Annotated in this window: 21 protein-coding genes; 12 read left to right on the forward strand and 9 right to left on the reverse strand. The window is 52.6% G+C overall.

Annotated features, from left to right (window positions below):
- Positions 1 to 2: 2 nt before the first annotated feature.
- From BLP79_RS12180 to BLP79_RS12200, 5 genes are all read right to left on the reverse strand, one after another.
- The gene (locus BLP79_RS12180; protein WP_090219345.1) at positions 3 to 2,069 is read right to left on the reverse strand and encodes a dynamin family protein; all 2,067 of its coding nucleotides are present in this window, start codon (positions 2,067 to 2,069) and stop codon (positions 3 to 5) included.
- On the reverse strand, positions 2,066 to 3,271 hold the full coding sequence (locus BLP79_RS12185) for a P-loop NTPase family protein (protein ID WP_139163206.1): 1,206 nt from the start codon (positions 3,269 to 3,271) through the stop codon (positions 2,066 to 2,068). The genes BLP79_RS12180 and BLP79_RS12185 overlap by 4 nt, the downstream gene beginning before the upstream one ends.
- Complete coding sequence (locus BLP79_RS12190) at positions 3,268 to 4,116, reverse strand: PP2C family protein-serine/threonine phosphatase (RefSeq protein WP_157843988.1); 849 nt, start codon at positions 4,114 to 4,116, stop codon at positions 3,268 to 3,270. The genes BLP79_RS12185 and BLP79_RS12190 overlap by 4 nt, the downstream gene beginning before the upstream one ends.
- Before the next feature lie 64 nt (positions 4,117 to 4,180).
- On the reverse strand, positions 4,181 to 5,260 hold the full coding sequence (locus BLP79_RS12195; RefSeq protein ID WP_090219350.1) for an FHA domain-containing protein: 1,080 nt from the start codon (positions 5,258 to 5,260) through the stop codon (positions 4,181 to 4,183).
- Positions 5,257 to 6,621, reverse strand: coding sequence for a serine/threonine protein kinase (locus BLP79_RS12200; RefSeq protein ID WP_157843987.1), 1,365 nt, complete (start codon positions 6,619 to 6,621; stop codon positions 5,257 to 5,259). Before BLP79_RS12200 ends, BLP79_RS12195 begins: the two co-directional genes overlap by 4 nt.
- A 710-nt stretch (positions 6,622 to 7,331) precedes the next feature.
- Between BLP79_RS12200 and BLP79_RS12205 the strand changes: the two genes are divergently transcribed.
- From BLP79_RS12205 to BLP79_RS12235, 7 genes are read left to right on the forward strand one after another with little or no spacing between them, the layout of a single operon-like run.
- On the forward strand, positions 7,332 to 7,997 hold the full coding sequence (locus tag BLP79_RS12205) for a sugar transferase (protein ID WP_232716471.1): 666 nt from the start codon (positions 7,332 to 7,334) through the stop codon (positions 7,995 to 7,997).
- Positions 7,998 to 8,018: 21 nt separating this feature from the next.
- Positions 8,019 to 10,097 (forward strand): GumC family protein, encoded by a 2,079-nt coding sequence (locus tag BLP79_RS12210; RefSeq protein ID WP_090219353.1) that lies wholly within the window; start codon positions 8,019 to 8,021, stop codon positions 10,095 to 10,097.
- Positions 10,094 to 10,969: a sulfotransferase family protein gene (locus tag BLP79_RS12215; RefSeq protein WP_090219355.1), complete on the forward strand. Its 876-nt coding sequence runs from the start codon at positions 10,094 to 10,096 to the stop codon at positions 10,967 to 10,969. Before BLP79_RS12210 ends, BLP79_RS12215 begins: the two co-directional genes overlap by 4 nt.
- Positions 10,966 to 12,213: a hypothetical protein gene (locus BLP79_RS12220; protein ID WP_090219356.1), complete on the forward strand. Its 1,248-nt coding sequence runs from the start codon at positions 10,966 to 10,968 to the stop codon at positions 12,211 to 12,213. Before BLP79_RS12215 ends, BLP79_RS12220 begins: the two co-directional genes overlap by 4 nt.
- A complete protein-coding gene (locus BLP79_RS12225; RefSeq protein WP_090219358.1) occupies positions 12,210 to 13,406 on the forward strand; it encodes a glycosyltransferase family 4 protein in 1,197 nt (398 codons plus the stop codon). Before BLP79_RS12220 ends, BLP79_RS12225 begins: the two co-directional genes overlap by 4 nt.
- 30 nt (positions 13,407 to 13,436) lie before the next feature.
- A complete protein-coding gene (locus BLP79_RS12230; RefSeq protein ID WP_090219360.1) occupies positions 13,437 to 14,459 on the forward strand; it encodes a sulfotransferase family protein in 1,023 nt (340 codons plus the stop codon).
- Entirely contained in the window at positions 14,456 to 16,900 is a 2,445-nt protein-coding gene (locus tag BLP79_RS12235) for a DUF1972 domain-containing protein (protein WP_090219363.1), read from the forward strand. Before BLP79_RS12230 ends, BLP79_RS12235 begins: the two co-directional genes overlap by 4 nt.
- A gap of 71 nt (positions 16,901 to 16,971) precedes the next feature.
- On the opposite strand, the gene BLP79_RS12240 is transcribed toward BLP79_RS12235, so the two are convergent.
- From BLP79_RS12240 to BLP79_RS12250, 3 genes are all read right to left on the reverse strand, one after another.
- Positions 16,972 to 17,715, reverse strand: a complete 744-nt coding sequence (locus BLP79_RS12240) for a sulfite exporter TauE/SafE family protein (RefSeq protein ID WP_090219364.1) — start codon at positions 17,713 to 17,715, stop codon at positions 16,972 to 16,974.
- A gap of 266 nt (positions 17,716 to 17,981) precedes the next feature.
- Positions 17,982 to 18,647, reverse strand: coding sequence for a peroxiredoxin-like family protein (locus BLP79_RS12245; RefSeq protein ID WP_090219366.1), 666 nt, complete (start codon positions 18,645 to 18,647; stop codon positions 17,982 to 17,984).
- 532 nt (positions 18,648 to 19,179) lie between these two features.
- Positions 19,180 to 19,491, reverse strand: coding sequence for an ETC complex I subunit (locus BLP79_RS12250; RefSeq protein WP_090219368.1), 312 nt, complete (start codon positions 19,489 to 19,491; stop codon positions 19,180 to 19,182).
- A gap of 207 nt (positions 19,492 to 19,698) precedes the next feature.
- On the opposite strand from BLP79_RS12250, the gene uvrB reads away from it, so the two are divergent.
- The 3 genes from uvrB (at position 19,699) to BLP79_RS12270 (ending at position 22,803) form a co-directional block, all read left to right on the forward strand.
- On the forward strand, positions 19,699 to 21,897 hold the full coding sequence (uvrB, locus tag BLP79_RS12260) for an excinuclease ABC subunit UvrB (protein WP_090219370.1): 2,199 nt from the start codon (positions 19,699 to 19,701) through the stop codon (positions 21,895 to 21,897).
- Between the two features lie 60 nt (positions 21,898 to 21,957).
- Positions 21,958 to 22,350, forward strand: a complete 393-nt coding sequence (locus tag BLP79_RS12265) for a hypothetical protein (RefSeq protein ID WP_090219371.1) — start codon at positions 21,958 to 21,960, stop codon at positions 22,348 to 22,350.
- A gap of 141 nt (positions 22,351 to 22,491) precedes the next feature.
- Positions 22,492 to 22,803: a hypothetical protein gene (locus BLP79_RS12270; protein WP_090219372.1), complete on the forward strand. Its 312-nt coding sequence runs from the start codon at positions 22,492 to 22,494 to the stop codon at positions 22,801 to 22,803.
- 28 nt (positions 22,804 to 22,831) lie between these two features.
- Here BLP79_RS12270 and BLP79_RS12275 read toward each other — a convergent pair whose 3' ends face one another.
- A complete protein-coding gene (locus BLP79_RS12275; RefSeq protein ID WP_090219374.1) occupies positions 22,832 to 23,152 on the reverse strand; it encodes an antibiotic biosynthesis monooxygenase family protein in 321 nt (106 codons plus the stop codon).
- A gap of 138 nt (positions 23,153 to 23,290) precedes the next feature.
- Between BLP79_RS12275 and BLP79_RS12280 the strand changes: the two genes are divergently transcribed.
- On the forward strand, positions 23,291 to 23,956 hold the full coding sequence (locus BLP79_RS12280; protein ID WP_090219375.1) for a hypothetical protein: 666 nt from the start codon (positions 23,291 to 23,293) through the stop codon (positions 23,954 to 23,956).
- 25 nt (positions 23,957 to 23,981) lie between these two features.
- Positions 23,982 to 24,461: a HugZ family pyridoxamine 5'-phosphate oxidase gene (locus BLP79_RS12285; RefSeq protein WP_090219377.1), complete on the forward strand. Its 480-nt coding sequence runs from the start codon at positions 23,982 to 23,984 to the stop codon at positions 24,459 to 24,461.
- Positions 24,462 to 24,464: the final 3 nt, after the last annotated feature.

The raw sequence follows: 24,464 nt of genomic DNA on the forward strand, positions 1-24,464 counted from the left end.
TGTCAGGCGACGTAGTTGCGCAAAACCTGCAGTGCATCTGCAACAGCGGCCCTGCGCGCAGCGGTTTCGCCATCCGACAAATGCGTTTCGAAATCACGTTCCTGCGCATCAGACAGCTCGACCAAGATAGCTTCCATTTCGTCAAGAAATCCTTGCAGCCGCGTTAAAAAATCCTGTTTTATCCCTTCAAGTTGGTTAAATTTCACCTGCTGCATAAAGTCTTCTGTCTCACCGGCGATTAATGCCCGGAATTTATCTGCAAATGCAGAATAGCCCCGGGTCCTGCGCCACCAGCCAGCCCACCACCCATCATAGAAATCTAAAGCAAGCGTCTGGCCTAAACCAACCGGTGCAGGCACATCGGGACAGGTTGGCACGCCCAGCATGATCCCCTCGATCTTGGTACCAAAACGTGCATGGAGCAGGCGCGCAACATCTTCGACGGCGGCCTCATACCGCGATTTACCGGTGTTTTGCAGCGCGCGGTTCATCACGGAATAGGCGCTGCGCAGCAACATCCGTAACCCCGAAGGATCATACTCCCATTGCGTCTGGTCGCCGTGATTATCCAGATGCAGCAACAAGGCCTGAGTTGCCCGGTCCAGAAAACCCGCATGGGCGCGATCGGCGCGGTTTTGAAACGACGTCTCGATCTCCGTCAACTCTCGCTCAAACTCTCGCAGGTGATGGGATTTCAGCTGGGTAAAATCTTCAAACAACCGCCCTTGCGCAACCTCACGTGCATCAACATCTTGGCTGGATTGGATTTGGATTCCAAAACTCGCCTCAACGCCACTTGCAGCAGCAACAGCCGCTGCCGCCGCACGCTCCAAAAGCGGCTTTCCCTCACGTTCGACACACCGCTTAGACAATAAATGATTCAGCGCAGGCACCGCCGACAGAGACCACAATAACGCCTCGGTGCTGTCTTCCTGCGTGACCCCTAGCTCCTGCTGGCGCTCAAGCCGCACCTCTGCCCAATTCAACAAAGCAGCCGCACTGGCCGGCGAAAGGGTCTCGACCTCGCCGCGCAGGGCTGCATTGGCCCAATAAGCACTGCCAAACAAGATCTCCGCATCCTCTGGCCCCTGATGCACCCGCAGTGTTTCCCGGATTGAAGCTTCGATTTCAGGGATCTGTTGGGCGGGATCAGAGAGTTCATCAATCCGGTTCACAAAAATGATCACTTCACGCCGGTCCAGATTGGCCAAAATGCGGATCAACCCCAAATCAACCGAGGACAAAGCCTGCCCTGCAGACAGGACCACCACACATAAGCCGCTGTCGCGCACGGCACGCAAGGTAACCTGCTCACGCATCATAAAGGTATCATTCACCCCGGGCGTGTCACGCAAACACAGGCCCTGCGGCAGCGCCTGAGCGTTCAGCGTTAAGTCTGCCGCGCGGGTGATATCAGCAAACCGTCCCTGATCAGAGCCGTCTTGATCCTCATAAGTATCGCCGAGACAGATGTAGCGTTCAATCAAATCGGGTTCGACATATCCATATTCGTGCACCTGCCCCATGAGCGTTTCGAACTTATCACCCAGGCGTCTCCTTGAGCGGGCGCGCATGTCATCGATTTGGGCACGGATTTTCTGCAATTCACCCTCGGCGCCGATCCGCCCCGCCATTTCACCAATGCGCCCGCCTTTTTGAAGCAGCCGATCCCATTCCTCTTCTGACATGAATTGAAAACGCGCTGAGGCCACACTTTGATCGCGTCCGGGGCGCAAATGCAAAGAGGTCACAACCGAAGTCCAGGGGTTCACATCACACGGCAGTAAATCAGGACGACCCGCCATCGCATTGATCAGTGAGGTCTTTCCAGATTTCACCTGCCCCAAAACGGTCATTGCAGGTTCAAACCCATCCAAAGCCCGCCATTGGCGCTCCAATCCGCGCGCGATCTTTGGACTGCATACCCCGGCCAAGCGTTGTAATGCCCGTCGCACCTCGTCCTTTTCTTTGCGAAACGCCGCAAAAGCCGTAAATCCCGTGTCTAAAAGAGCCACCTCGGATGCGGGTGCAACCTCTTGTGCGACCTCAAATTGCGTCTTTGCGTTCATTCGCCTCCCTCCTGTCCGGCAGCATGTGAGGTGAGTTCCTTTTTCAGTTGCAACAATACAGTAACAGCATCAGTCGCCGCCTCTTCATCCTGCTCCAATTGCAACAGCATCAACATCTCTTCCCCCTCTTCAGCGGCAGCGCGCGCTGCAGTGAGGCCAGTCCCCTGTTCGGTGGTGTTACACAAAGCGTTGGTCATCTCGCGCGCGGCCTCAACACATTGTGCCAAAACGGCTGCACTGCGCGGATCCATGTCTTGCGTCTCTGCCAACATCGCTTGCGTTTTGTGTTGCAGGTGATCCAAAGCCTGCTCCAAAACAGTGCCACTGGCGACCTCCTTGGCAACAGGCCTGGGCTGCTCCACCTGCTGAAACCACGGCGCGGTTTGGATTTTCTGCAGCAAGACTGCTGCTTGATCGGCATCCCCCGCGCGTCCTGACGCGACAAGCTGCAACACATCTTTGCGCAACTGTCCCGCACCACTGGTGCCCCACAGATTAGCATCAGCCCCATCTCCTGCGTCCAAAGCCTCAGCGTCGCGCAATGCTGCAACCGGGTAAATGCCCAGAAATTCAGTCTCTGCGACAGGTGCAACACGTGACAGGGTTTCGGGCAAAGCTTCGTGCGCGCCAACAGGGCCAACCATCGTCAAGGCCAGAAAACTATTGTCTTTGCGACGCTCCGGAACCTGCGCCCACAGCGCTTGCTCTCTGGTATCAAAGGAACCGCTGCACCAGATCAGAACATCGGCATAATCTGCAGCATGCTGCACAATCGCCTGCTGATGGGCCAGATCACCGTCGACGGTGATCTCGATAATATTATGAGCTTTCAGGCTCTCAAGCGGCAACTCTTGCGCAACGCTCAGAACTTCACCCTTGATTTCATAATCACACAGGCACCCCATCTGGTCTTCAACCGTGCCATCAGGGGTCTCAAACCGGACCGTTTCATAGGCACCATAGGTAATCTCTACGATCGGAATACCAGCTTGTACGCCCAAGACACGCTGCCCAAGCAGCATATCAATCACCACCGATTTGCCGGACCTTGGCGCCCCCAGGACGACAATCTTTACCGTATTGCGCAAACGATGCAGCAAATCCTGCGCTCGTCGCTGAACCTCCGGCGGCATCTGCGGATGCCTAAGCGCCTGTTCAAGCGTATCATCCAAAGCGGGAGACGTCTGCTGCAATGAGGTCACGACGAACTCCGGGTTAACGTTTCAAAAGCCAACTCACCCTCCCGACGGCTGGCGACGGCGGCAAAGGTCAATCGCCGCAGACGCGGTTTGCACTGTTGCGTTGATTGGGGCGACACGACAGGTGCAATTGGCCTGCCATTGGGCAAAACACGGATCACACAAAAGGCCAGATTATCCTGATCCGGGTCCGCCTGATCCAACACGCGCTGCTGCAGCTTTTCGGCAAGCGCCGTACTTGACAAGTTCATGTCAGTGCAAAGTGCGTCCGCCATCTCAGCCAGTGACAAGGTTTCGATACCATCACTTGCAGCAAGGATGATATCCCCCGCAGATAACGCCACGGGAGCACGATCGACATCCACCTCATGCACCTCACGCCCCATCAAAACAGATGTCACACAATGGCGATCAGGATGTGTTTGTGCGGCGTGTTCAGAAATCCTGCCCTCTGCCACCCACTGATCCAAACGTTCCGCCATCGCGTGGTTTTCGTTCAACCGCCGGCCCCGACCCTCGCGAAACAGATAAAGGGGCGAATCCCCAACTGAAATCCAGTGCAGCGCACCCCTGACAACCAACGGAGCCAGCAATGTTGTGCCCATGCCGGACTGATCAGGTCTGGCTGCGACATAAGCGCCAAGCGACGTGTTTGCCCCTTCTGCAGCGTCTTGCAACAGGGCTCCGATACGACCTGCATTAGAACTCAGATCATCTGCACGCAGTTTGAGGGCCGCGAAAACCTCGCTCACGACAATTTTGCTGGCCACATCACCAGCCGCATGCCCCCCCATCCCATCAGCTAGAATCGCAAAACCTCCGTTTGCGCCCGTTGGAAAATCAGCCACGACAGCATCCTCCTGCCGCGACCGGCATCCCTGGCTGATCGCGGTGGCGCTGTCGTACACAAAATCACGCAAAAGGACGCTCGTCGCCCAAGGGCTGATCTGCCGTGTCTTGCCAATCAAATCCTTCGCTGCAAAGCGGCACGAACTTTAGCGTTGTCTCTCCAATGCGCAGCTGATCGCCAGCCTCTAAGGCCTCGGTGCATAAAACAGGCCGCCCATTGCGACGCACCAGATTTGCCTTGCCACCGTGGCCCACAAAAAACGTGCGTTGTTCAGCATCATAGGCAACGGCTGCGTGATTATCTCTTGAGATACTATTGTCGCCAAAATCCAGACGCACCGCTTGCCCTTCACCGCGGCCGATCGAAGACACCCCACTGAACAAGGTAAAGGTGGCACCACGCCCTGGGCCTTCGACAACTGCCAGCCATCCGACTGGAAAATGCACCAGATGGGCGGCAGCCTCACCGAGTTCCTGATCCAAGGGCCCCGCAATATCGGCCTCTGCCGCAAAGCCAAGCAACCGTGTCTTTACCCGCCGTGATCGTGGCGCTGCGGGTTCTCTTTCGGCCTGATCAAGGGAAACAGGTGGATCAACCTGTTCAGGTGCAACTGGGGGATCAAAGGTTGCATCCATGCGCAATGGCGGCTCTGTCTCTCCCTCACCAGAAGCTGAACGTGACTCAGCCTCTGATACCAAATCTGATTGACCTTCCATATTCTGGCTAAGGGATTTGCGCCGTGTAAACACACGACGCACCGGCTCCTTTGGTACGCCATCGGTACTGGGATCACGCTGTACCTCCTGCACCTCCTGCGCGGGCACACGCTGTGTCGCACGTTCAGCTTGCCGCGCCAGAAACGCAGCAACAACATCTTGGGCGTGCTCGTCTGGTGTCTCTGTCACTGCGGGCTGTCGACGCGATCCAAAGGCAGCCTCTGAGGTCGCCACCTCTTCAGACATATTCTGTTCAGGCTCAGCAGCTGTTTCAACGCGCAATGCATCGCCCAGTTGCAAAGGCTGATCGCTCTCCACCCTCTCTGCAAGAACCCGCGTGATCTGTTCAGGCGTTGCTAACGTTGCACCTTCAGGGTAGCCAACCTCTTCACGCTTTTCTGCAATGATATCTTTGATGAATTTCATGCCCAATCCCCATAATCATCCCGAGTGGTTCTGCGCGAAAATCCGAAAAAAAGCCCCCCAACGCGATGCAGCAATGATCGCTTCTCCGGCTGTGAAGACACGGCCGGCTGCACAGATGCGGATTGCTGCAAACGCGGGGGGCTGCGGGTGACCTCTGGTGATAAGTCTTCTTGTAGTGGTTGGGATGCTTTGGCCCGCGCCAGTCGATCCTGATCTTCTAACCACGTATCAATGTCGGAAATCGGGTTTCCAAACAGGTCTACCACCTGACGCGGGGCGTCTTGGACCGGCAGCAATGGAGCAGCTGCGGGGCGCACGCTTGGGTTTAGAACTGTAGCCTCTGACGCAGAAACCAGATCAGCGATTGCACTTTCAATGGCAGCTGTCGCAGAGACAGCAGAAGCGCTGTGAACCTGCGGCTCCTCAGTCTGCAGGGGCCGGTCCAACGGTTCTGGCAGGGATGCACACCACTCTGCCGCGCTCTGATACCTTGCACCTGGCAGGATCGACAAAGCCTTATCAATGGTCTCCAAGAAGGCTGTTTCGTAGGGCCAATCGCCCATGGCCAAAAGCGCCATAGGATCCTCGGCCCCAGCCGTTACCGCATCCAAACGTTTGACACTGCTAACAGGTGTTTCGCCAGTCACAAGAAAATAAAGCGTCGCCCCAAGCGCGTATATGTCACAGGCTGGGCGATGGGCAATATTTGGGCGATACAGCTCGTGTGCGGAATAGCCATCCTTGACCGATAAAATCGCAGACAACGCTGTGTCCTGACCATCTTCCAAACTGCAAGCGGCCCCGAAATCGATCAGCATCACCTGATCCAGTTTGTCGATCAAAATATTGTCGGGTGCAATATCACGGTGCAATATCGCTTTGTCGTGCAAAGATTGCAAAGCCTGCAACATCTGTGTCGCGATATGCCGCACCAATTGTGGAGACACACGCACAGCTTGCTCGTGGCGCAAATCATGCAGATCACAACCTTGCACGTAGTCCATTGCAATATAGGCCGTGCTATTTTCCTTAAACACCTGATGAACGGAAACGATATTTTGATGGCGCGCACGTTCCAACCATTGAGCTTCGCGCAGAAAATGGCGCAGCACATTGCGGTATGATTTCTTCTGCAAAGGCGATTGCGCCGCGACCTCCGTTCCTAAGCGGCGACAAAACCCCGCTGGAAAGCACTCCTTCACCACCACTTGCCGTTCCAAACTGTCCCGCGCAATATAGGTCACGCCAAATCCACCCGCACGGATCACCCGTTCGATATGATATTGACCCTCCAATAAGCTGCGCCCCGGGGGCAAGCCCTCTTGGAGGGGGGTGTCAGTTTGGCGACTTTGGTGCAGCACGAGCGTATCCTCATTGCGTTGGTGTGACGCGACAAGGCTGAGTAAGATCCAGGGCACAAATACGGCACTATTTAGGCAAACAAGGCAAATTCAACGTATTTCCGCCGCAATTCAGGTTAAACCTCATGAAACAAAGGATTTACCCTAGCTTAACGATCTGTTGCGACTTTTGGTAAAATTGTTTTCTTTCAACGAAATAGGATAAATACTCCACGACATCCTTCATCCTTGCGATCTGACGTGTTCGGAAAGCTGGCTTTGATTCTCTGGCCGAGCGAAATCGGCGAACATCCACAGCCAGTGCGTTTAAAAGGAGCTACTCGACGAACGAGAGTGGCGACTGTGCTGGTATCCGAAACGGCGCGATCCACATTTCAAGATTGACAGAACCTTAATTAAAATACCTTGCAATTTGCAACCTACCCGGTTCAGGCTGCCAAATCTTGCAGCAGATCTGGTTCCAACTTCCAGCTACCTGCCGCTCCGAGCCATATATACTTGCCCAATCGATGAAACTTAGCGCTGAACGACGGCACAACCCAAGATTGCTAGAAATAATGGATAACTCTCAACGATTTAAATAGAGCATCAAAAAATCATATTTCCTTGAAAACCCTCCCCGCCCGCCAAGCTCTTTAACGATTTTTTATCTACTAGAACGGTTATTAAGTTTAGTTTTTTGGTGGTTTTCGCTCTTGGGGAGGGTGATAATGAGTAAGATATGGAAAGCGACGAAAGGTGTCGAAATAGGTTTTTTGATGTGCTGGGGTGGGATCACCAATACATTAAATTACATCAAATTTAATAAAAAGCGTGCATTTGACGTGGTAGTTTCAGCTCTTCTACTGCCCACTTTAATCAGCACCATTATCATCGTCTGGGTTTTGAACTTTAAGCTCAATCCTGGCCCCATGTTTTATGTCCAAAAGCGCATGGGAAAAGATATAAAACCTATATATGTTTTCAAACTACGCAGTATGTCACCGACAACACAGACAACGCGCAACAGCACTGATCCATTAGAGTTGGACCGAATTACGCCGCTCGGGGCAATTTTGCGAAAGACGCGTCTGGATGAGTTACCTCAGATACTTAATGTCTTGCGTGGCGAAATGTCTTTGATTGGACCACGGCCCGACGCATGGGAGCACGCGCTCTACTTCTGCGAAGCTCTTGATGACTATAAAAAACGTCATGCTGTCACTCCGGGTATCAGTGGGCTCGCGCAGGTCCGGGTGGGTTATGCGGAGGATATGGATGCCGTCAAAGAGAAAGTGAAAGCTGACCTAGAATATATAGAACACGCATCATTTGCCTTAGACCTTCGTCTGGTCTGGGAAACAATCCGCACAGTTATCTTATGCCGCGGCACTTGAACCATTGAGAGCGTGAACGACATGTCCGAGCATCAGTTTAACTCTTCTTCCTTGCCGACAGCACATCACGATGTGACCATCGGTGATTTAATAGGATACCTATGGCACTACCGGGTTAGGCTTTGCTCGATCATGGTCATAAGCTGCGCTCTGGCAGTGTATTATTTAGGTGCATTTACTCAAAACACGTACCAAGCCATGACAACGGTTCGCCTAGATCCGCAAAATATAAATGTCGTGGATGTAGAACAGATACATGAGCAGTTTTCTGTCGACGCGTATCTCTTAAATACCGAATTACGCGTCATGAAATCTCCTAAAATCCTGCGCAACGTCATCGACAAACTGGAACTCCACAAAGATCCAGATTTCATATCAGAAGCTGGCAGCGGGTTTTCGATAGGCGCACTCAGAAACCTGATATTAGGCAGCGGCGAAACCAAAGCCCCAACCGACCTTGCACAAACAGAACTGATGGAAGCTCTTCGCGCTATCTTAGATGTTAAATTAATTCGTGAAACCTACATCATAGAGATCTGGGCTGAAACAATATCTCCCGATCTATCCGTTAAAATTGCAAACGCTATGGCGGATTCATATATAAAGCATCAGCGGGATGAAAAGATTGACTCTGCTGCTGAAGCCGCACATTGGCTCGAAAACGAGCTGAGGGTTTTGTCTTCGGATTTGTTGACAGTGGATCGCAAAATCGCAATGCGCCGCGCGATTTTGGAAAGCACCTCAGAGGTCGAACTACAAGAGAACGCAGACCAGATCCGTCAAATGCGTCTGCGTTTGGCGGATCTGCGTGCGCAACGTGACGCCCTCAAAGTCCAGCCCCCCCCACAGGAGGGCGCAGAACTTGCAGAAAGTGACATCAAGGCAATTCTGGAAACAGCAGAAACCGTATTGGGACCAATGGAGGCACCGTCGGACGTCGAGAGATACGAGGCCATTCTGCCTCCGTTACAACGTTTGGCCCGTATTGATTTTCTGGATACACAAATCGAGTCCTTGGAACGCACCTTGCATGGTCTGACTGAACGGATTTCAACCCGCGCAGCTGACCTAAATCGCCTGAAAGAGCTTGAACGGGCACAATCCAATACAGAAGCCCTTCATGAAAAATTCTCAAATCGGCTCCGCGAAACAGCTTTGCAATCCGGCCTTTTGCGACCGGATGCCAGACTGCTGGACTATGCCAAGCGGCCCAACCAGCCTTCTGGTCCAAGATGGTTACGTACAATCTTTTTCATCATCAGCGCCGGAACAATTCTGGCATCTATGTTGATCATCCTCTGGAACCTGATTGAGCCAGTGATACGATCAACCCAAGACTGGAAACGCCTGAACACCGTCCCAATTCTGGCCGAACTTCCCAAACTACGTACCTCACCATGGCAACAGCCTTTGCCATGGTGGCCTGCGACAGGGTCAGATTCAAAATTCTACTTAACTGAGTTGCGGACCAAACTCATGCGCCGCTTTGCGAAACCTCACGGGGTCATAATGGTGACGGGATGTGGCATCAGGTCTGATCACACAACGCTAGCGGCGCAACTGGCCGAAACCTTTTCTACACTGCCAAACAGACGCGTATTGCTGATTGATTTTGACCTTCAAAATCGCACCCTATCACAACAGCTAGCGCCTTCTCAAAATAGCCTATCCCTACAAGGGATGCTGGCAACACCTGAGCACGAATGGAGCGAGGCTTTCACACAAATCTCTGAAACGTCCTCAAATCCGAACCTCAACTATCTTCCTGCAGACAAGACAAACGGCCTGCCATTGGATATTGTGGCCGATACCCTACTCCCAAACCTGTTAGAACATTGCCGCAGCCGATATGATTGGATCATCGCCTGTCTCCCAGTTGCAGAACAGGGCGAAATTGTAGCGCTCACCGCGGAACTGGGGGATCACACGCTTTATGCTGTCGACAACGGCTCACCTCAACGCGCTGTGGTGTCTTCACTAGGAAATTTAATGGTCAATAGCGACATAGTATTAAGCCCAATCCTGATGAATATGCGCGGTTTGAAACAGCCCAAAAATCAACGTCTTTCAAACTTTAAACTTAAAAGACTGCAGGCATGATACACGAACGAAACTGCCCCCTTAAGGACACCCCGTGTCTGATCATAGCCGGACAACCCAAAGCCAGCAGCACATCCCTGTTTGACTGGCTGGCCAGCCATCCGGATTTTAGACCTTCACGTATAAAAGAAGCCCGTTTTTTCCTGGATCCTGACTATCCAGTTCCAAGTGGAGCACGCCACACAGGCAGCAATCTGGAGCGCTACCTGGATCTGTTCCCAGACAGTGGCGGACGCATCCTTCTGGACGCATCACCAGATTACATGTTCTGCTCTGGGTTTACCGAAGTGGCCCAGCTTTTGCCGCGTGCACGGGTTATCCTGCTGCAGCGCGACCCTGTTGATCGGTTGATTTCATGGTATCGGTACGCAGCACAGCGCGGCTTTTTACCACCACACACAAGCTTTGAGACATTCATGTCTCTGCAACACTCTCCCGTACAGGATCCACAGCTTCCGGTCTGGCGACGCGCCTTAGATCAAAACCGTTTTGATCACTATGCCGCTCCAATACTAAAAGCTTTTGGCGCACGCTCGCAGGTCGTTCACTTTGATCAACTGCGCGACAACCCCCGTGCAACTCTGGAAAACATCTGCGATTTTGCCGGCGCAGATGCTGCAGGCCTCTCTGACCTGACGTTTGAAGCACGGAATGTGACATCAGGACAGACCAGCAGCACATTGATGTGGACCTATGACAGACTGCGTGCAAAAGCTGTCTATAATCTGCCCCTCTCCCAGAAAAACATGGCCCGGTTAAGACCTCTCAGCCGCTTTGTACGCAAACTTCTAAGCCGTCGCGGCCCGCGTATAGAGCGCCCCGAAATCGACATCGAAACACGTGATTTCATACGGCATGCGGCCACCCGATGATCCAGTCTCTGCATAGATATTCCATTTTACGGCTTCATCGTGTTCGGCTAACCGATGCACTGATGGTCGCCGCAATATTGGGCGTTCTTTATGCCGAATTCTTACGCCAATTTTTGCCCTCATCCATTGGGGGCCTCATTCAACATGGCGTGGTCATGGGCACCTTTGCTGTCGTCATAACGCGCGGCATAATTCAGAAAGCACTGCCCCATTCAGCACTGATCTGGTTGTTGGTTCTGGCAAGCGGCCTAGGATTGCTTTCAATATTGGGCAGCCATTCACGTGGCATTCCAACCGACCTGATTTCAACGGTTCTTCTGGTTAAACTAGGCTATATCGCCTGTATTGCGGCAGTGTTTGGTCCAGACCGATTGGCACGGTTGATCCCCATTTTATCAATGGTTCAAGTGATGGGCCTTTTTGTAAACTTGGCGTTTCCTGATCAAATTGCGACAATGATTCCTCAGGTTTATGGCTGGCTGGATCGCAGCGATCTGGTTGGGTTTCAACTAAACGTAAACCGCTTTGGTATTCTCGCAGCGCTCCTATTCACCTGGTACTGTTTCCTGCGCCCAGACCCTCTGCTGGCGACACTGATGCTGATTTGCCTCGTAATGTCTGGCTCGCGTTCTGGGATTTTGATGCTGATCCTGTTTGTCGGCTACTTTTCTGTTCGCGGCTCCAACCGCAACATTACAGTATCGCTAATTGCGTTTATATTCGCCTGTCTGCCCATCGGCTTTTTATTGCGCGATGCCCTTATGCTGGGCATAGAGTTCATGCGCCAATCTCTCATGGTCGAAACCGGCTACATCCGAACTATTATGCTGATGCATGGCGGCAAACTTGCAGTGGAAAATTTTCCATTTGGCACGGGCGGTGGCACATTCGGATCACCTCTCTCGTTGGGCTCTGCAGTCTATCATGAAATCGGAATAGCGCAGCTGCCCACTGTTTTAGAGGGACACGGCATCAACGATAGCGGCATCGGCTCCCTTTTAGGAGAATATGGATTGCTCGGTTTTGCGCTGGTTTCGATTTGCGTCGTGCAGCTTCTTAAAACCGTGGCGCCCGACCGTATCAGCGCTGCCGATCAGATTTTTCTGCTCATTGTGTTTCTCATGGGGTCTTTATTTCGCGCAATGATTTCAAGCTATTACTATGCAGCACTTATGATCCTTCTCGTGGTCATGCTCGCCGTACATCGCCCCGGCAAGAAAAGACAGAAAGCCTATGCCCCATGAAGGTTTTACAGATAAACAATTTCCACAGCCTGCGTGGCGGCGCAGATCGGATCTATCTCGAGACGGGTCACTTGCTTGCACGCAAAGGACACGAAATCATGTGGTTTTCGGGTGCCCACCCCGAGAATCTTTCTCCTGTTGAACCCGCAGCGTTTGCACCTGTTGCAGACCTAAAACATCCAAAAGCAACAAGCGTGCCAAAATTTCTATACAACCGCACGGCAGCACAGGCATTGGAGCAGTTGATTCAAACACAAGGTAAACCGGACATTGCCCATCTCCACATTTACCATGGGGGTTTGACGACCGCGATTTTGCCAGTTCTTCGCCGTCACCAAATCCCGATTGTACAAACCGCGCACGAATATAAACTCGTCTGCCCCGTCTATCGTCTGGAACGTCAGGGCAAAAATTGCATGGATTGTATTTCAGGATCAAAGCTCAACGTTATCAAGCACCGGTGCAAAAGCAATTCGGCGCTGCAATCCGTAGTACTTTGGGCCGAATCCTTTGTGTCGCGCCTAGGTGGGGACCTTGCAAAGGTCGACAAAATTCTATGTGTAAGCGCGCGTCAAAAAGAAATTCTCGCACAGGCTGGCATACCCAAAACCAAATTGACCCTCTGCCATAATTTCGTTGACACCACTCATTTCAAACCAGTGCCGCATACCGAAAAGCAATCCTACTTCTTATACTTTGGGCGCATTGAAACGCTGAAAGGGTTGCCGACCCTTCTAGCTGCAGCTGAAAACACAGACCTGCCTGTCAAAATCGTCGGCGAAGGCAGCTGGGAGAATGAACTCTCGGAAGCAATTCAATCAATGCCACATGTAGAGTTTCTGGGCCGCAAAGATGGTGCCGAATTACGGGAACTTATTGCACGAGCAAAAGCTGTTATCGTACCCTCACAATGGGAAGAACCTTTTGGTTTAACTGTCGTTGAATCTCTGGCCTCTGGAACGGCTGTCATTGGGTCCGCAATCGGTGCGATTCCCGAATTATTGCGGGACGGAGTTGATGGGATTCTCGCCCCGGTTGGCGACAGCATAGCCCTTACGCAGGCCATGTCGTGCCTGTCACACGAGAAAGCAATCGCAATGGGACACGCAGGGCGCGAACATGTCGAAAATAATTTCAATTCAGAGGTTTACATTGCTCGTTTGCTAGAAATTTATTCAGGTTTGACGGCGTAAAATCATCCTATCGCAAGATGGGATTAGAATATGGTTTTCCAGTTAGATAAAGAGTATCTGCGCCAAAGACCGTCAAAAATTTGGGCACGGTTGGTGGCCTATTTGTTGTTCGAAGGGCGCCCCCTTACCACGCGTGGGCAGTTTATAAATCCGATCCTACAACACTTTCACCGCGGACTGCTGCTGCTGCCTCAGCTGCGCACAGTCGAAAAGCCTGCCTTTATCATTGGCACCGGACGCAGTGGTACAACAATACTTGGAAAACTGCTATCAGCGCACCCTGACGTTGGCTTCCTCAATGAGCCCAAGATCCTTTGGAATGCAGCCTTTGAAGAAGAAGACCTGATCGGCAGCTATTCACGCCGCCCCGTCAAGGTCCGCATGACTGCTAAAGATGTCACGCATACAGCGCGCCACAAAATACACAGCCTTCAAGGGGCGTATCTGCGGTTTGCTGGCGCACGACGTCTGGTCGATAAATACCCCGAATTGGTGTTTCGCTGCGACTGCGTGCGTGCACTTTACCCGGATGCGCGCTTTATCTTTATTTCGCGCGGTGGCCAAGCAACAACCTCCTCGATCAAAGCCTGGTCTGAACGCCTCGGGGAACAACGTGATGGGGAGCGTCACGACTGGTGGGGAGCAGATGACCGCAAATGGCATGCAATTGTAGATCAGTTGGTTGCTGAAACACCTCAGTTTAAGGACCACGTTGACCACCTGCGGCACACATCGGACCACCAACTCAGGGCCGCCGTTGAATGGCTTTTGTCGATGCAGGAAGGTCTGGAGCTGCAAAGAACACTCTCGTCTGATCAATTCTTACATGTACGCTACGAAGCACTCTGTGAAACACCCGATCAGGTATTGGGCAATATCTTGCGCTTTGCGGACTTATCCGCTGACCCACGCTGCTTTCAATATGCGCGCTCTATTTTGTCCCCTGCGCAGCCCTATCCAAAACCAGAATGGCCACATTGGTTTGCACCGCTCTTTGAAGAGACGCAGGCCCAACTTGACAGGCTGCAAAGCCCTGCGGAGTGCTCAACATGACAAAAATTGCGATCGTTGGCACCGTCGGCCTGCCTGCAAACTACGGGGGGTTTGAAACACTCGCAGAGAACCTTGTGCTTAATCTTGGCGAGGGTCCAGATAAACTGGATCTCTCGGTCTATTGCAGCACCAAGGCCTATTCAGAGCATCCCACCCATTTTAAAGGCGCTCAGCTTCGATATATTTCGCTTGATGCAAATGGACCGCAAAGCGTTCTCTATGACGCCCTGTCATTGTTTGATTCCTGCCGGAAAGGCGATGATGTAGTACTGCTCCTTGGCGTATCCGGTGCCTTATTTATTCCAATCGCCAAACTCTTTTGGAACATAAAAGTCGTCACCAATATTGACGGCTTGGAATGGCGGCGCGCGAAATGGGGGCGTTTGGCGCGGGCCTTTCTGAAGTTTTCAGAACGCATCGCCGTTCGGTTTTCAGACACGGTTGTTTGTGACAATCAGGCCATTTCTGACCATGTCACACAGGCCTACGCCGCACAAAGCACGATGATCGCTTATGGCGGCGATCAAGCACTTGCCACAGAGCCCGGAGATATCCAAGATCTCTCCCTGCCAGCCGACTATGCGCTTGGCTTGTGCCGTATCGAACCTGAAAACAATGTTGAAATGATCCTGAACGGGTTCAGCAAATGTATCGAACGTAAACTGGTATTTGTCGGAAATTGGAACGCCAGCGACTATGGTAAAAACCTCCGGCAAACCTATAGTACCTACGAAAATATTACGCTGTTAGACCCGATCTACGATGCGCCACGCTTACGCGCGATCCGGGATGGCGCTGAAATTTATGTACATGGTCACTCAGCAGGTGGCACAAATCCATCCCTCGTCGAAATGATGCATTTTGGCATTCCCGTGCTTGCCTTCGATTGCACCTACAATCGTTACAGTACCGAAGATCAAGCAACATATTTTTCATCGGCTTCGGACCTGCGTCAAAAGGTTGAACAAAATGATCTGTGCGATGGGAGCACCATCAAATCTATCGCAAACAAACGGTATTGTTGGGCCCAGATTACAAGTTCCTACAGCAGCTTATTTAAGCCTTTACCGAAAGAAAAGCGCTTAAAGCGCCGCCGGGACAAACGCGTGTTTGTCGTTGCGCTTATGGCCTTATGTGGTCTGCTTCTTAGCAGCTGTGGTGTCCTTTATATTTCACCATCGGTGAAGACCGACGATGATCAATTCCCCGTCTCCATCATACCTGTTTCATTCCAAACTATTGAAACTGCAAATAAAAGTACCTATAAACCTCTCTCCCTTCCCAAGGCTTTTTACCAATTTATCCCAGCCTCAAGCGCGACTTCCGAAGTGGCGAAGCTAACTCTGCCAATGACACCTCAAGACGGCGGTATCAATCTTGACGCGAAGCTTCCTCCTAAGATCAAGTCAAAGCCTTATCGTATCGGCGTTGGTGATGTGGTTGCTTTGCAGTCAGACGTGGAAAACGGCACTGAATTACCCTCGGAAGGCATGGCAAAACAAAGCCTTGGCTATAGTGTTCGTGATGATGGTGCGATTGTCGTCCCTTCGATTGGAGCTGTACAGATCGCTGGCCGTACGTTGAGCGAAAGCAACCAGCTCATATTTGATCGTCTGCTTGCACAGGGGCGGGATCCTGGAATTTCGGTTGATATCTTAGAATTTAACTCGCAGTTTGTGACGCTGGGCGGCGCCGTCGGCGCTCCCGGTCGTATCCCACTCAAAATGTCACCGATGACATTGAACGAAGCCATAGCCAAAGCTGCCGGCCTACGCTTACGTGAAGATCGGGCTGGCGTCATCCTGATCGCACGGGGCAATGATCTATACCAGATCCCGATGAATCTTTACAAACGCACACCAGCCTTACAAAAAACGCTGCTGCAGTCAGAAGACGCGATTTTCGTCGAAGAAAACTATGATGTCGAACAATCGCTGGCTTTCTTTGAACGGCAAATTCAGCTCGCAGGGGTTCGAAATAATGAACGCAGCGGCGCAGTGGCACGGTTAACACAACGGTTGAGCCATCGCCGGAATGCTCTGGATGAACAGCGCCGCAGTTTTGAAATGCGTGATGCTCTGGATGCTGTGCCACGTGATTACGTCTACCTTGCTGGTGAGACCGATGGACAGGCGCGCTTCACCCTCCCCTACCAACGCCATGCAACCCTGGCTGATGTCCTGTTTAGCGAAGGGGGCATAAACGTCCCATTTGGCGATCCCAGAGAAATCTACATCCTGCGGATTGTCCAAACGGATGAAGATGCAAAACAGGTTACGGCCTATCATCTGGACTCGCGCAATGCCGCCCGCCTGTCATTGGCCACCGAATTGCAGATGCGTCCAAACGATGTGATCTTTGTCGAAGAACAACCCATTGCAAAATGGGAACGCTCCTTGCGATCTATTTGGGATCTCAACGTAACCCACTCGATCAAATAGCAATAAGCAGGTTGATACCCAATAAAATGAGGTGCACCGCGCTCGCAGCGGTGCATTGAAACGCAAACCTGTCAAACCATCGCCCGATAGATCAGGACAAGCCCAACACCGCACAGCGATGCGTGAACAAACGTCACAAACCGCTCGGCACTGATCCAGCGCACAACCAAAATCCCCAAAAACGTTGCCCCAATTGCCGCAGGCATAAGGATCGCAGACAGGCGCAGACTATCAACTGTGAACAGGCCCATGCTCATATAGGCCGGTAGCTTCAGCACATTTGTCACCCCAAAGAAAAACACCGTGGTGGCGACAAACCCATTTTTTGAAAGCTTCTGAGACAACAGATAGATCTGAATAGGCGGTGCTCCCGCATGGGCGATTGCGCTTGTCAGCCCGGCAAGCGCCCCCGCGCTTGCCCCCAGCAACAGTCCCGCACGCCTGATCTGAAAACGTCCCCTGCCACCGTTCACCAATCCAAACAGGCCAAACGCCAGCGAAATCAGCCCAAGTATCCAGACAAAGACAACTGGTTCCACCACCTGTGCCAACCCCACGGCCCCGAAAATCCCGATCACTGCACCGGGTAGCAAAACCTTCAAAAGATCCCAAGCCACAGAGGCACGAAAGGACCACATGCTGAACACATCCTGTGCTACAAGAATTGGCAACATGATCGCTGCGGCCTGCAAAGGGGGCATCACCAATGCCATCACGGGCGTCGCCAGCATGCCGAGCCCAGCCAGCCCTCCTTTGGACAGGCCAGATAACATCACAGCCAAAAGCATCGCGCCCCAATAGAGATACTCCGCCATGGCTCAAACCTCATTTGATTGGATACAGGGGCCAAAACCCACCTGCCCTGAAGCAAAGGGCCCTTTCATCTACTGATAGATGTAACCGGGATCAAAGCGGAAGATGAGGGAGAGTGCAATATTCTGCTACGTTTTCGATGCCTGTCCAATCACAAACCAGACTGCCCGCCTCGGCCATAGCTGAAGCGGGCATGACATAGGTCACTGCGCAAAGAGCCAAAACGACGCCAAACGTGACAGGTCAGTTATGCGCTTGCGGGGTCTGATCAGACCTTGGTTGCCGTCAGTGATTTCAAAACAGCGACGGTGTCTGTCACTTCAGGGCGTACAGTGTAGTCTGGGTTGATATCCAGATAGCGCACGACGCCATCGGTATCGATCACAGCGCGCAGCGGCATCGGCAAAGTCCAGCTGTCATCGCCATTATACATGGGCATATCGATACCAAACCCAGCATATAGTTTTTCCAGATCTTCGGGCAGACGGAACACGGTGCCCAACTCGTTTGCATAGGCATTGCCCGCATCCACCAGAACATCACAGGTCAGCGCGCGGTCCTTATGGCTTTTCTGCGCAAATTGCTGGGTCTGCGGTGAAATCACCACAAGATCACCACCCGCCGCACGAATTTCATCTGCTGCAGCACCCAGATGCTCTAGTTCGATATTGCAATAGGGGCACCAAACGCCGCGGAAAAAACTCACCACCAACGGGCCTTTGGCCAGCTTCTCGCTCAGGCTAACGGTGTCACCATCCTGGTTGGTCAATGCAAACTCGGGCATCTTGTCGCCCAATTTGATCGTCTTCTCCATAATACCAGAATCGCGCAACGCTTGTGTTGCACCATGCATAACCTTCAGGGCTTCAGCTGGGGCCTTGTTGGTCTCAAAATCTTCGCGAAATGCTTCTAGTTTTTCTTTGAGAGTTGTCATCGGTAGAGGTCCTTTGATTTGGAAAGCCTACCCGCAGCCACGGAGGCGGTATGTTTAAGACATAGCGGGGTAGTCGGTGTAACCGCGATGGTCGCTTGCATAGATTGTGGCTTGCTCGATCCCTTTCAAGAGCGCAGGGACGTGCGCTGTTTGTCAGTGATCGGATCTAAAAAAGAGAAATGTTCAACCATATAGAGAAAGCCCAACTTAAATTCGTTCATCGTGGCGACGACCGTTTTAAACCCCATCAGCGTATCGCGGGTGGGCAGATCATTGAAATCACCATTTAGAGAGAATCATAACTGAGCCTGCAGCAACGCCCACAGCATGATCATGCACTTCACGCGAAACCGGCAACGCTTTTAGTGCGCCCCAAGCCGATCCGCGAACAAGCATCCAGAACTCGATAGGTCGCCCAGCCTTGGTTCTTCAAAAAATTGAAGAACCAATATGCAAAGAAAGAGCGCCCAAAGGCGCTCAATATTCTATATCAGCAAAGTCTTCGCGGTGTCTTCACCCCGGTCTACAAACCTCAGTGTGTCCAAGGGGTCCGGCGGTTGGTTGCAAAATTTTCACCGTATCCGCCTGCGCGAATGTTGGCTTTGCGGGTCTTAGGTTCAACCACTTGCGCCAAAATGCCATTGGCGTCTGCATATTCCAAAGCCGCTTCTTTGCTGTCAAAGCGCAGACGAACCTGTGCCTGTGTATCATCAGATGAGGTCCAGCCCATCAACGGATCCACTTCACGCGCCGAACTTTGTGCATATTCCAACACCCATTTGCGCGTTTTTGCCATGCCCGAAGTCATAGCGTTTCTGGCTGGCCGATAGATGCGCGCTTGCATGGCAGTCTCCTTGCTGAAAACCTGTGTGAATCCTTTGTCCCCTTATGCGACAGCCCAACACCGGGCCGCAAGATGGCATTTAGCCTGCATTGCATGGAAATCACGCAAGCGTTTCACGATTGCGACAATTCAAACCACAAAAGCCTCTTGCAGCGGAACAAAAACAGATCAAAATCAGCACACCCTGATCCAGTCGAGAGAGTCGCAATGACTGATGCCCCAATTGCCCCAGAAAACCCCATGATGGTGGATCGTGCCGCAGCGCGCCGCCCCAAGCTGGAAGGCGGCAAACAGTTCATTATGCAAACAAATTTCGCACCTGCAGGGGATCAACCCACGGCAATATCGGAACTCAGCCAAGGGATCTTGGACGGAGATCGGGATCAGGTGCTCTTGGGTGCAACCGGCACCGGTAAAACCTTCACCATGGCCAAAGTGATTGAAGAAACCCAGCGCCCGGCGATTATTCTGGCCCCAAACAAGACCCTTGCGGCCCAGCTTTACGGCGAATTTAAAGGGTTTTTTCCAGAGAATTCGGTCGAGTACTTTGTCTCGTTCTATGACTATTACCAACCCGAGGCCTATGTTCCGCGCTCTGACACCTATATTGAAAAGGAAAGCCAGATCAACGAACAGATCGACCGGATGCGCCACTCGGCGACCCGTGCGCTGTTGGAACGTGACGATGTAATCATCATTGCATCCGTGTCCTGCATCTACGGGATTGGCTCGGTTGAAACCTATTCCGCAATGACACAGGATCTGAAAGTTGGAGAGGATTACGATCAGCGTCAGGTGATGGCAGATCTGGTGGCCCAACAATACAAACGCAACGATCAGGCCTTTCAGCGCGGCTCGTTCCGGGTGCGCGGCGACAGTCTGGAAATTTTTCCCGCCCACCTCGAAGACCGCGCATGGAAACTGTCATTTTTTGGCGAAGAGCTCGAAGCAATCACCGAATTTGACCCCCTGACAGGTGAGCGCACAGGCAGCTTTGAGCAGATCCGGATCTATGCCAACTCTCACTATGTGACGCCAAAACCAACGCTGAACCAAGCCGTCATCAAGATCAAAGAAGAGCTGCGTCAACGTTTGAATCAACTCACCAACGAAGGCAAACTCCTCGAAGCACAACGCCTAGAGCAACGCACCAATTTTGATATCGAAATGCTGGAAGCCACCGGTCACTGCAACGGGATCGAAAACTACTCACGCTATCTGACGGGCCGCGCACCGGGTGAACCACCCCCCACCCTGTTTGAATTTATCCCTGACAATGCAATTGTTTTTGCAGATGAAAGCCATGTTTCCGTGCCCCAGATCGGCGGCATGTACAAAGGCGACTTTCGGCGCAAATCCACCCTTGCAGAACATGGCTTCCGCCTGCCCTCGTGCATGGACAACCGCCCGCTCAAATTTGAGGAATGGGACGCGATGCGCTCTCAATCGGTCTTTGTGTCAGCGACCCCTTCAGGCTGGGAGATGGAGCAATCAGGCGGTGTCTTCACCGAACAGGTGATCCGCCCAACAGGTCTGTTAGACCCCGAGGTTGAGATCCGCCCTGTCTCTATGCAGGTTGATGATTTGCTGGATGAAATCCGCAAGGTGTCAGCCGACGGCTTCCGCACGCTCTGCACGGTTCTGACCAAACGTATGGCCGAAGATCTTACAGAATACCTGCATGAACAAGGCATCAAAGTGCGCTATATGCACTCAGATATCGACACGCTGGAGCGGATCGAAATCCTGCGTGATCTGCGTCTTGGGGCCTTTGATGTTTTGATCGGCATCAACCTCTTGCGCGAGGGTCTGGACATCCCCGAATGTGGGCTGGTGGCCATTCTGGACGCTGATAAAGAAGGGTTCTTACGCTCTGAGACCTCTTTGATCCAGACCATTGGCCGCGCCGCGCGTAATGCCGAAGGCCGCGTGATCATGTATGCGGATAAGATCACCGGATCGATGGAGCGCGCGATTGGCGAAACCAACCGCCGTCGTGAAAAGCAAATCGCTTATAACAGCGAACATGGCATCACGCCTGAAACGGTGAAAAAGAACGTCGATGATGTTCTCGCTGGGCTGTATGAGGGCGATGTGGACATGAACCGCGTCACTGCCACCGTTGATAAACCTATGCATGGTGCGAATCTTGAGGCAGTTCTGGAAGGCCTGCGCAGCGATATGCGCAAGGCGGCCGAAAACCTTGAATTCGAAGAAGCCGCCCGCCTGCGTGATGAGGTCAAACGCCTTGAAGCCGTGGATCTGGCCGTTTCAGACGACCCACTGGCCCGCCAATCCGCAGTAGAGGCAGCCAGCGACGCTGCCGTCAAATCAAGGGGGCGCTCAACGGCTGGCAAGGCTGGTACGCGAACGTATCGGGGAAAGTCACAGAAGAAATATTCGTAAGCCAAACGTTCCTTACGAGACGTATTCCGATCCTGAACGAAGCATCAAAAAGAGGCGACAATGACACGTACATCTTTCCTATTGCCAATCTTTGGGGTCGCTCTTGGCGTGCTGAGCGCCTGTGCCACGCCACTTGAACGCTGTATCAAGACTGCGAATTCAGAGACGGCCACATTAAATCGCCTCATTTCGGAAACGGAAAAAAACCTCGCACGAGGGTATGCAATTCACAAAACGACTGTGCCCTACACCTATAGCGGCGTGTGTCATAATCCCACTATCGGCTCGTATAGCTGCCCTCAAACCGGCTATCGCACTCAAGAGACGCCGGTGGCCATTGATGTGCCTTTGGAGCAAAATAAGCTCTCAACCCTGCGGACAAAGCTTGCCCCCGCCCAGAAAACAGCAAGGCAGGCAGAGCAACAATGCCACATCGCTCATCCAATAACATGATAGCCCGCGTGTGCTGCAATCCAAGCCACAGGCCCAGGCTAAAACCATTTCTCAACCATTCCCTGCGAAGTTATTTGAAGTTTATTGTATAATAATCCCACTGCGGGCCAACCGCGGGGGAGACGTCGTGGGATACAGACTATGCAAAACCCCCATACCGCCAACCGGTTGCACCCCCAGCGGCGGGCAGCGCCGCAGCCCGAACAACGCCGCCTAACACAAGAAGAAAAAGATCAGGTTGGGGATTGGGTTGCCAGCAAAGCCACAAATTCAAACTGCCCGGTTTGTGACCACAACAGTTGGGCGGTAGGGGATTACCTTGTCCAAAATCCCGCATACGTGCCGGGTAGCTCGAAACCCGGACGCGCATCTTATCCAGCGGCCATGCTCATGTGCAGCCATTGCGCCTATTTGCGTTTGTTTATGGCAGCCCCAATGGGGCTACTTGATTGATCGCAGGTCGCGGCTTTTCCCTGCCTGCTTAGTCAAATGTTGCAGCGACATCATACATCACAGGCTCAAAGCTGCGACACAGCGCATTAAAGGCGCGGGTACGTTCGCGCATCTCAGGTGTGCGCAGCATGGCCTGAAAATCTTCGCGCTTCTGCCATTGTGAATAATTGGCAATCCGGGTCTGGGCATCATTCACATGCAGCCCTGCCGCCAGAAAACCCGGCTGTTTGGAAATGAACTCACCATAAGCGGCCTCCAGCGCGTCCATCAGATCCTGACATGTACCCGGCGTCACCTCAAATGTGGTGATCACGGTTTGGATCGAGGCCGATTTGTTAATTGTTGGCATGCGCACCTCCCTATTGCGTAGCATGTTGCCCTGTCAGCTTAAGCCGAATGCCCCACATTCCGAGGCTTTTTTCAAAAAAAATTCCCCTCATCCGCCACGTCTCTTACAATTTAATACAACCTATGGTATATTTTCTCAATGTGGCATTCCCTTCGCCTATTGTATTCCCTGGGCCTGATCCTCCCCCTGATCGCAGGGATTGGCCAGGCTGGTGCCTGGCTTGAACCTGTGGGTCAGGGGTTTTCCGCAACAACGGCAACGGTGCGACAAGGCGGCAGAACAGAGCTGTCATACTATGCAACCTACGGCCTGCGCCCCCGTTTGAACCTTGGTGTCGATTTAAACCGCGGCCAAAATTACGCGCATGCCTTTGTCTTTTTACGCCAACCCTTGGGCGATCAAAACCTCGCAAGTAAATGGGCGGTAGAGCTTGGCGCGGGCGGGCTGAAGGTTGATGGGATCTGGATGCCCGCCCTACGGGGCAGCCTGTCGTTTGGTCGGGGGTTGACTGGCTCGGTTTCGGGTTGGATCGCAGCTGATTTCACATTTGAAACCAACCAGATCACACGGCAACGCACCTATAAGCTGGATGCGACACTTGGCATCCGGCCCAACACTGGTCCAGCTCACCTCCTTCAATTTGAAAGCAATCGCACAGGCTCCCATGCCACGTCATATAGTCTTACGCCTGCCCTTCTGTTTCCCCTCCCTTATGCGCAAAGCGAGGGGCTGCTGGGGCTTTCTTTTAGCCCCGCGCGGAAGGATCGGCTTGGCCTGAAACTCGGCCTATGGCATAGGTTCTAGGGTTTCTCGCAAGGGTTTTCAAACCATGACCAAGGTGATTCAAGATACCGATAGCGATGCCTGTACATTGGCCCAGACGCTGCTGAAAAATGCCCGGCATGCGGCCCTTGCCGTGATGATAGAGCCAGGCCAGCCGATGGTCACCCGTATTGCCCTTGCACAGGACATGGATGGGGCTCCACTCAGCCTGATCTCGGACCTTGCAACCCATACGCGCGCTCTGCGCGAACACGCTGCCTGCTCGCTTCTTATTGGTGAACCCGGCGAAAAAGGGGATGTTTTAGCTCACCCCCGTTTGACCCTAGTGGCCAAGGCGCAGCTCATACCACGTGATCATGCCGATCACGACAAGCGTGCAGCCCAGTATCTGGAACATAACCCCAAAGCCAAACTGTATCTTGGCCTTGGAGATTTCAAATTTGTGCGATTTGACGTGCAAAGCGCGCTGTTAAACGCAGGTTTTGGCAAAGCATATCACCTCACCCCTGCGGATCTCGCGCTCTGAAAC

The organism is Epibacterium ulvae, from assembly GCF_900102795.1.
Lineage (GTDB): Bacteria > Pseudomonadota > Alphaproteobacteria > Rhodobacterales > Rhodobacteraceae > Epibacterium > Epibacterium ulvae.

What these genes read in the sequence shown, in the direction of transcription:
- BLP79_RS12265 (WP_090219371.1), top strand. Translation starts at nt 21,958, where the DNA reads ATGACACGTACATCTTTCCTATTGCCAATCTTTGGGGTCGCTCTTGGC.
- BLP79_RS12220 (WP_090219356.1), top strand. Translation starts at nt 10,966, where the DNA reads ATGATCCAGTCTCTGCATAGATATTCCATTTTACGGCTTCATCGTGTT.
- BLP79_RS12270 (WP_090219372.1), top strand. Translation starts at nt 22,492, where the DNA reads ATGCAAAACCCCCATACCGCCAACCGGTTGCACCCCCAGCGGCGGGCA.
- BLP79_RS12180 (WP_090219345.1), bottom strand. Translation starts at nt 2,069, where the DNA reads ATGAACGCAAAGACGCAATTTGAGGTCGCACAAGAGGTTGCACCCGCA.
- BLP79_RS12245 (WP_090219366.1), bottom strand. Translation starts at nt 18,647, where the DNA reads ATGACAACTCTCAAAGAAAAACTAGAAGCATTTCGCGAAGATTTTGAG.
- BLP79_RS12210 (WP_090219353.1), top strand. Translation starts at nt 8,019, where the DNA reads ATGTCCGAGCATCAGTTTAACTCTTCTTCCTTGCCGACAGCACATCAC.
- BLP79_RS12215 (WP_090219355.1), top strand. Translation starts at nt 10,094, where the DNA reads ATGATACACGAACGAAACTGCCCCCTTAAGGACACCCCGTGTCTGATC.
- BLP79_RS12280 (WP_090219375.1), top strand. Translation starts at nt 23,291, where the DNA reads ATGTGGCATTCCCTTCGCCTATTGTATTCCCTGGGCCTGATCCTCCCC.
- BLP79_RS12285 (WP_090219377.1), top strand. Translation starts at nt 23,982, where the DNA reads ATGACCAAGGTGATTCAAGATACCGATAGCGATGCCTGTACATTGGCC.
- uvrB (WP_090219370.1), top strand. Translation starts at nt 19,699, where the DNA reads ATGACTGATGCCCCAATTGCCCCAGAAAACCCCATGATGGTGGATCGT.
- BLP79_RS12195 (WP_090219350.1), bottom strand. Translation starts at nt 5,260, where the DNA reads ATGAAATTCATCAAAGATATCATTGCAGAAAAGCGTGAAGAGGTTGGC.
- BLP79_RS12230 (WP_090219360.1), top strand. Translation starts at nt 13,437, where the DNA reads ATGGTTTTCCAGTTAGATAAAGAGTATCTGCGCCAAAGACCGTCAAAA.
- BLP79_RS12205 (WP_232716471.1), top strand. Translation starts at nt 7,332, where the DNA reads ATGAGTAAGATATGGAAAGCGACGAAAGGTGTCGAAATAGGTTTTTTG.
- BLP79_RS12250 (WP_090219368.1), bottom strand. Translation starts at nt 19,491, where the DNA reads ATGCAAGCGCGCATCTATCGGCCAGCCAGAAACGCTATGACTTCGGGC.
- BLP79_RS12225 (WP_090219358.1), top strand. Translation starts at nt 12,210, where the DNA reads ATGAAGGTTTTACAGATAAACAATTTCCACAGCCTGCGTGGCGGCGCA.
- BLP79_RS12235 (WP_090219363.1), top strand. Translation starts at nt 14,456, where the DNA reads ATGACAAAAATTGCGATCGTTGGCACCGTCGGCCTGCCTGCAAACTAC.
- BLP79_RS12275 (WP_090219374.1), bottom strand. Translation starts at nt 23,152, where the DNA reads ATGCCAACAATTAACAAATCGGCCTCGATCCAAACCGTGATCACCACA.
- BLP79_RS12240 (WP_090219364.1), bottom strand. Translation starts at nt 17,715, where the DNA reads ATGGCGGAGTATCTCTATTGGGGCGCGATGCTTTTGGCTGTGATGTTA.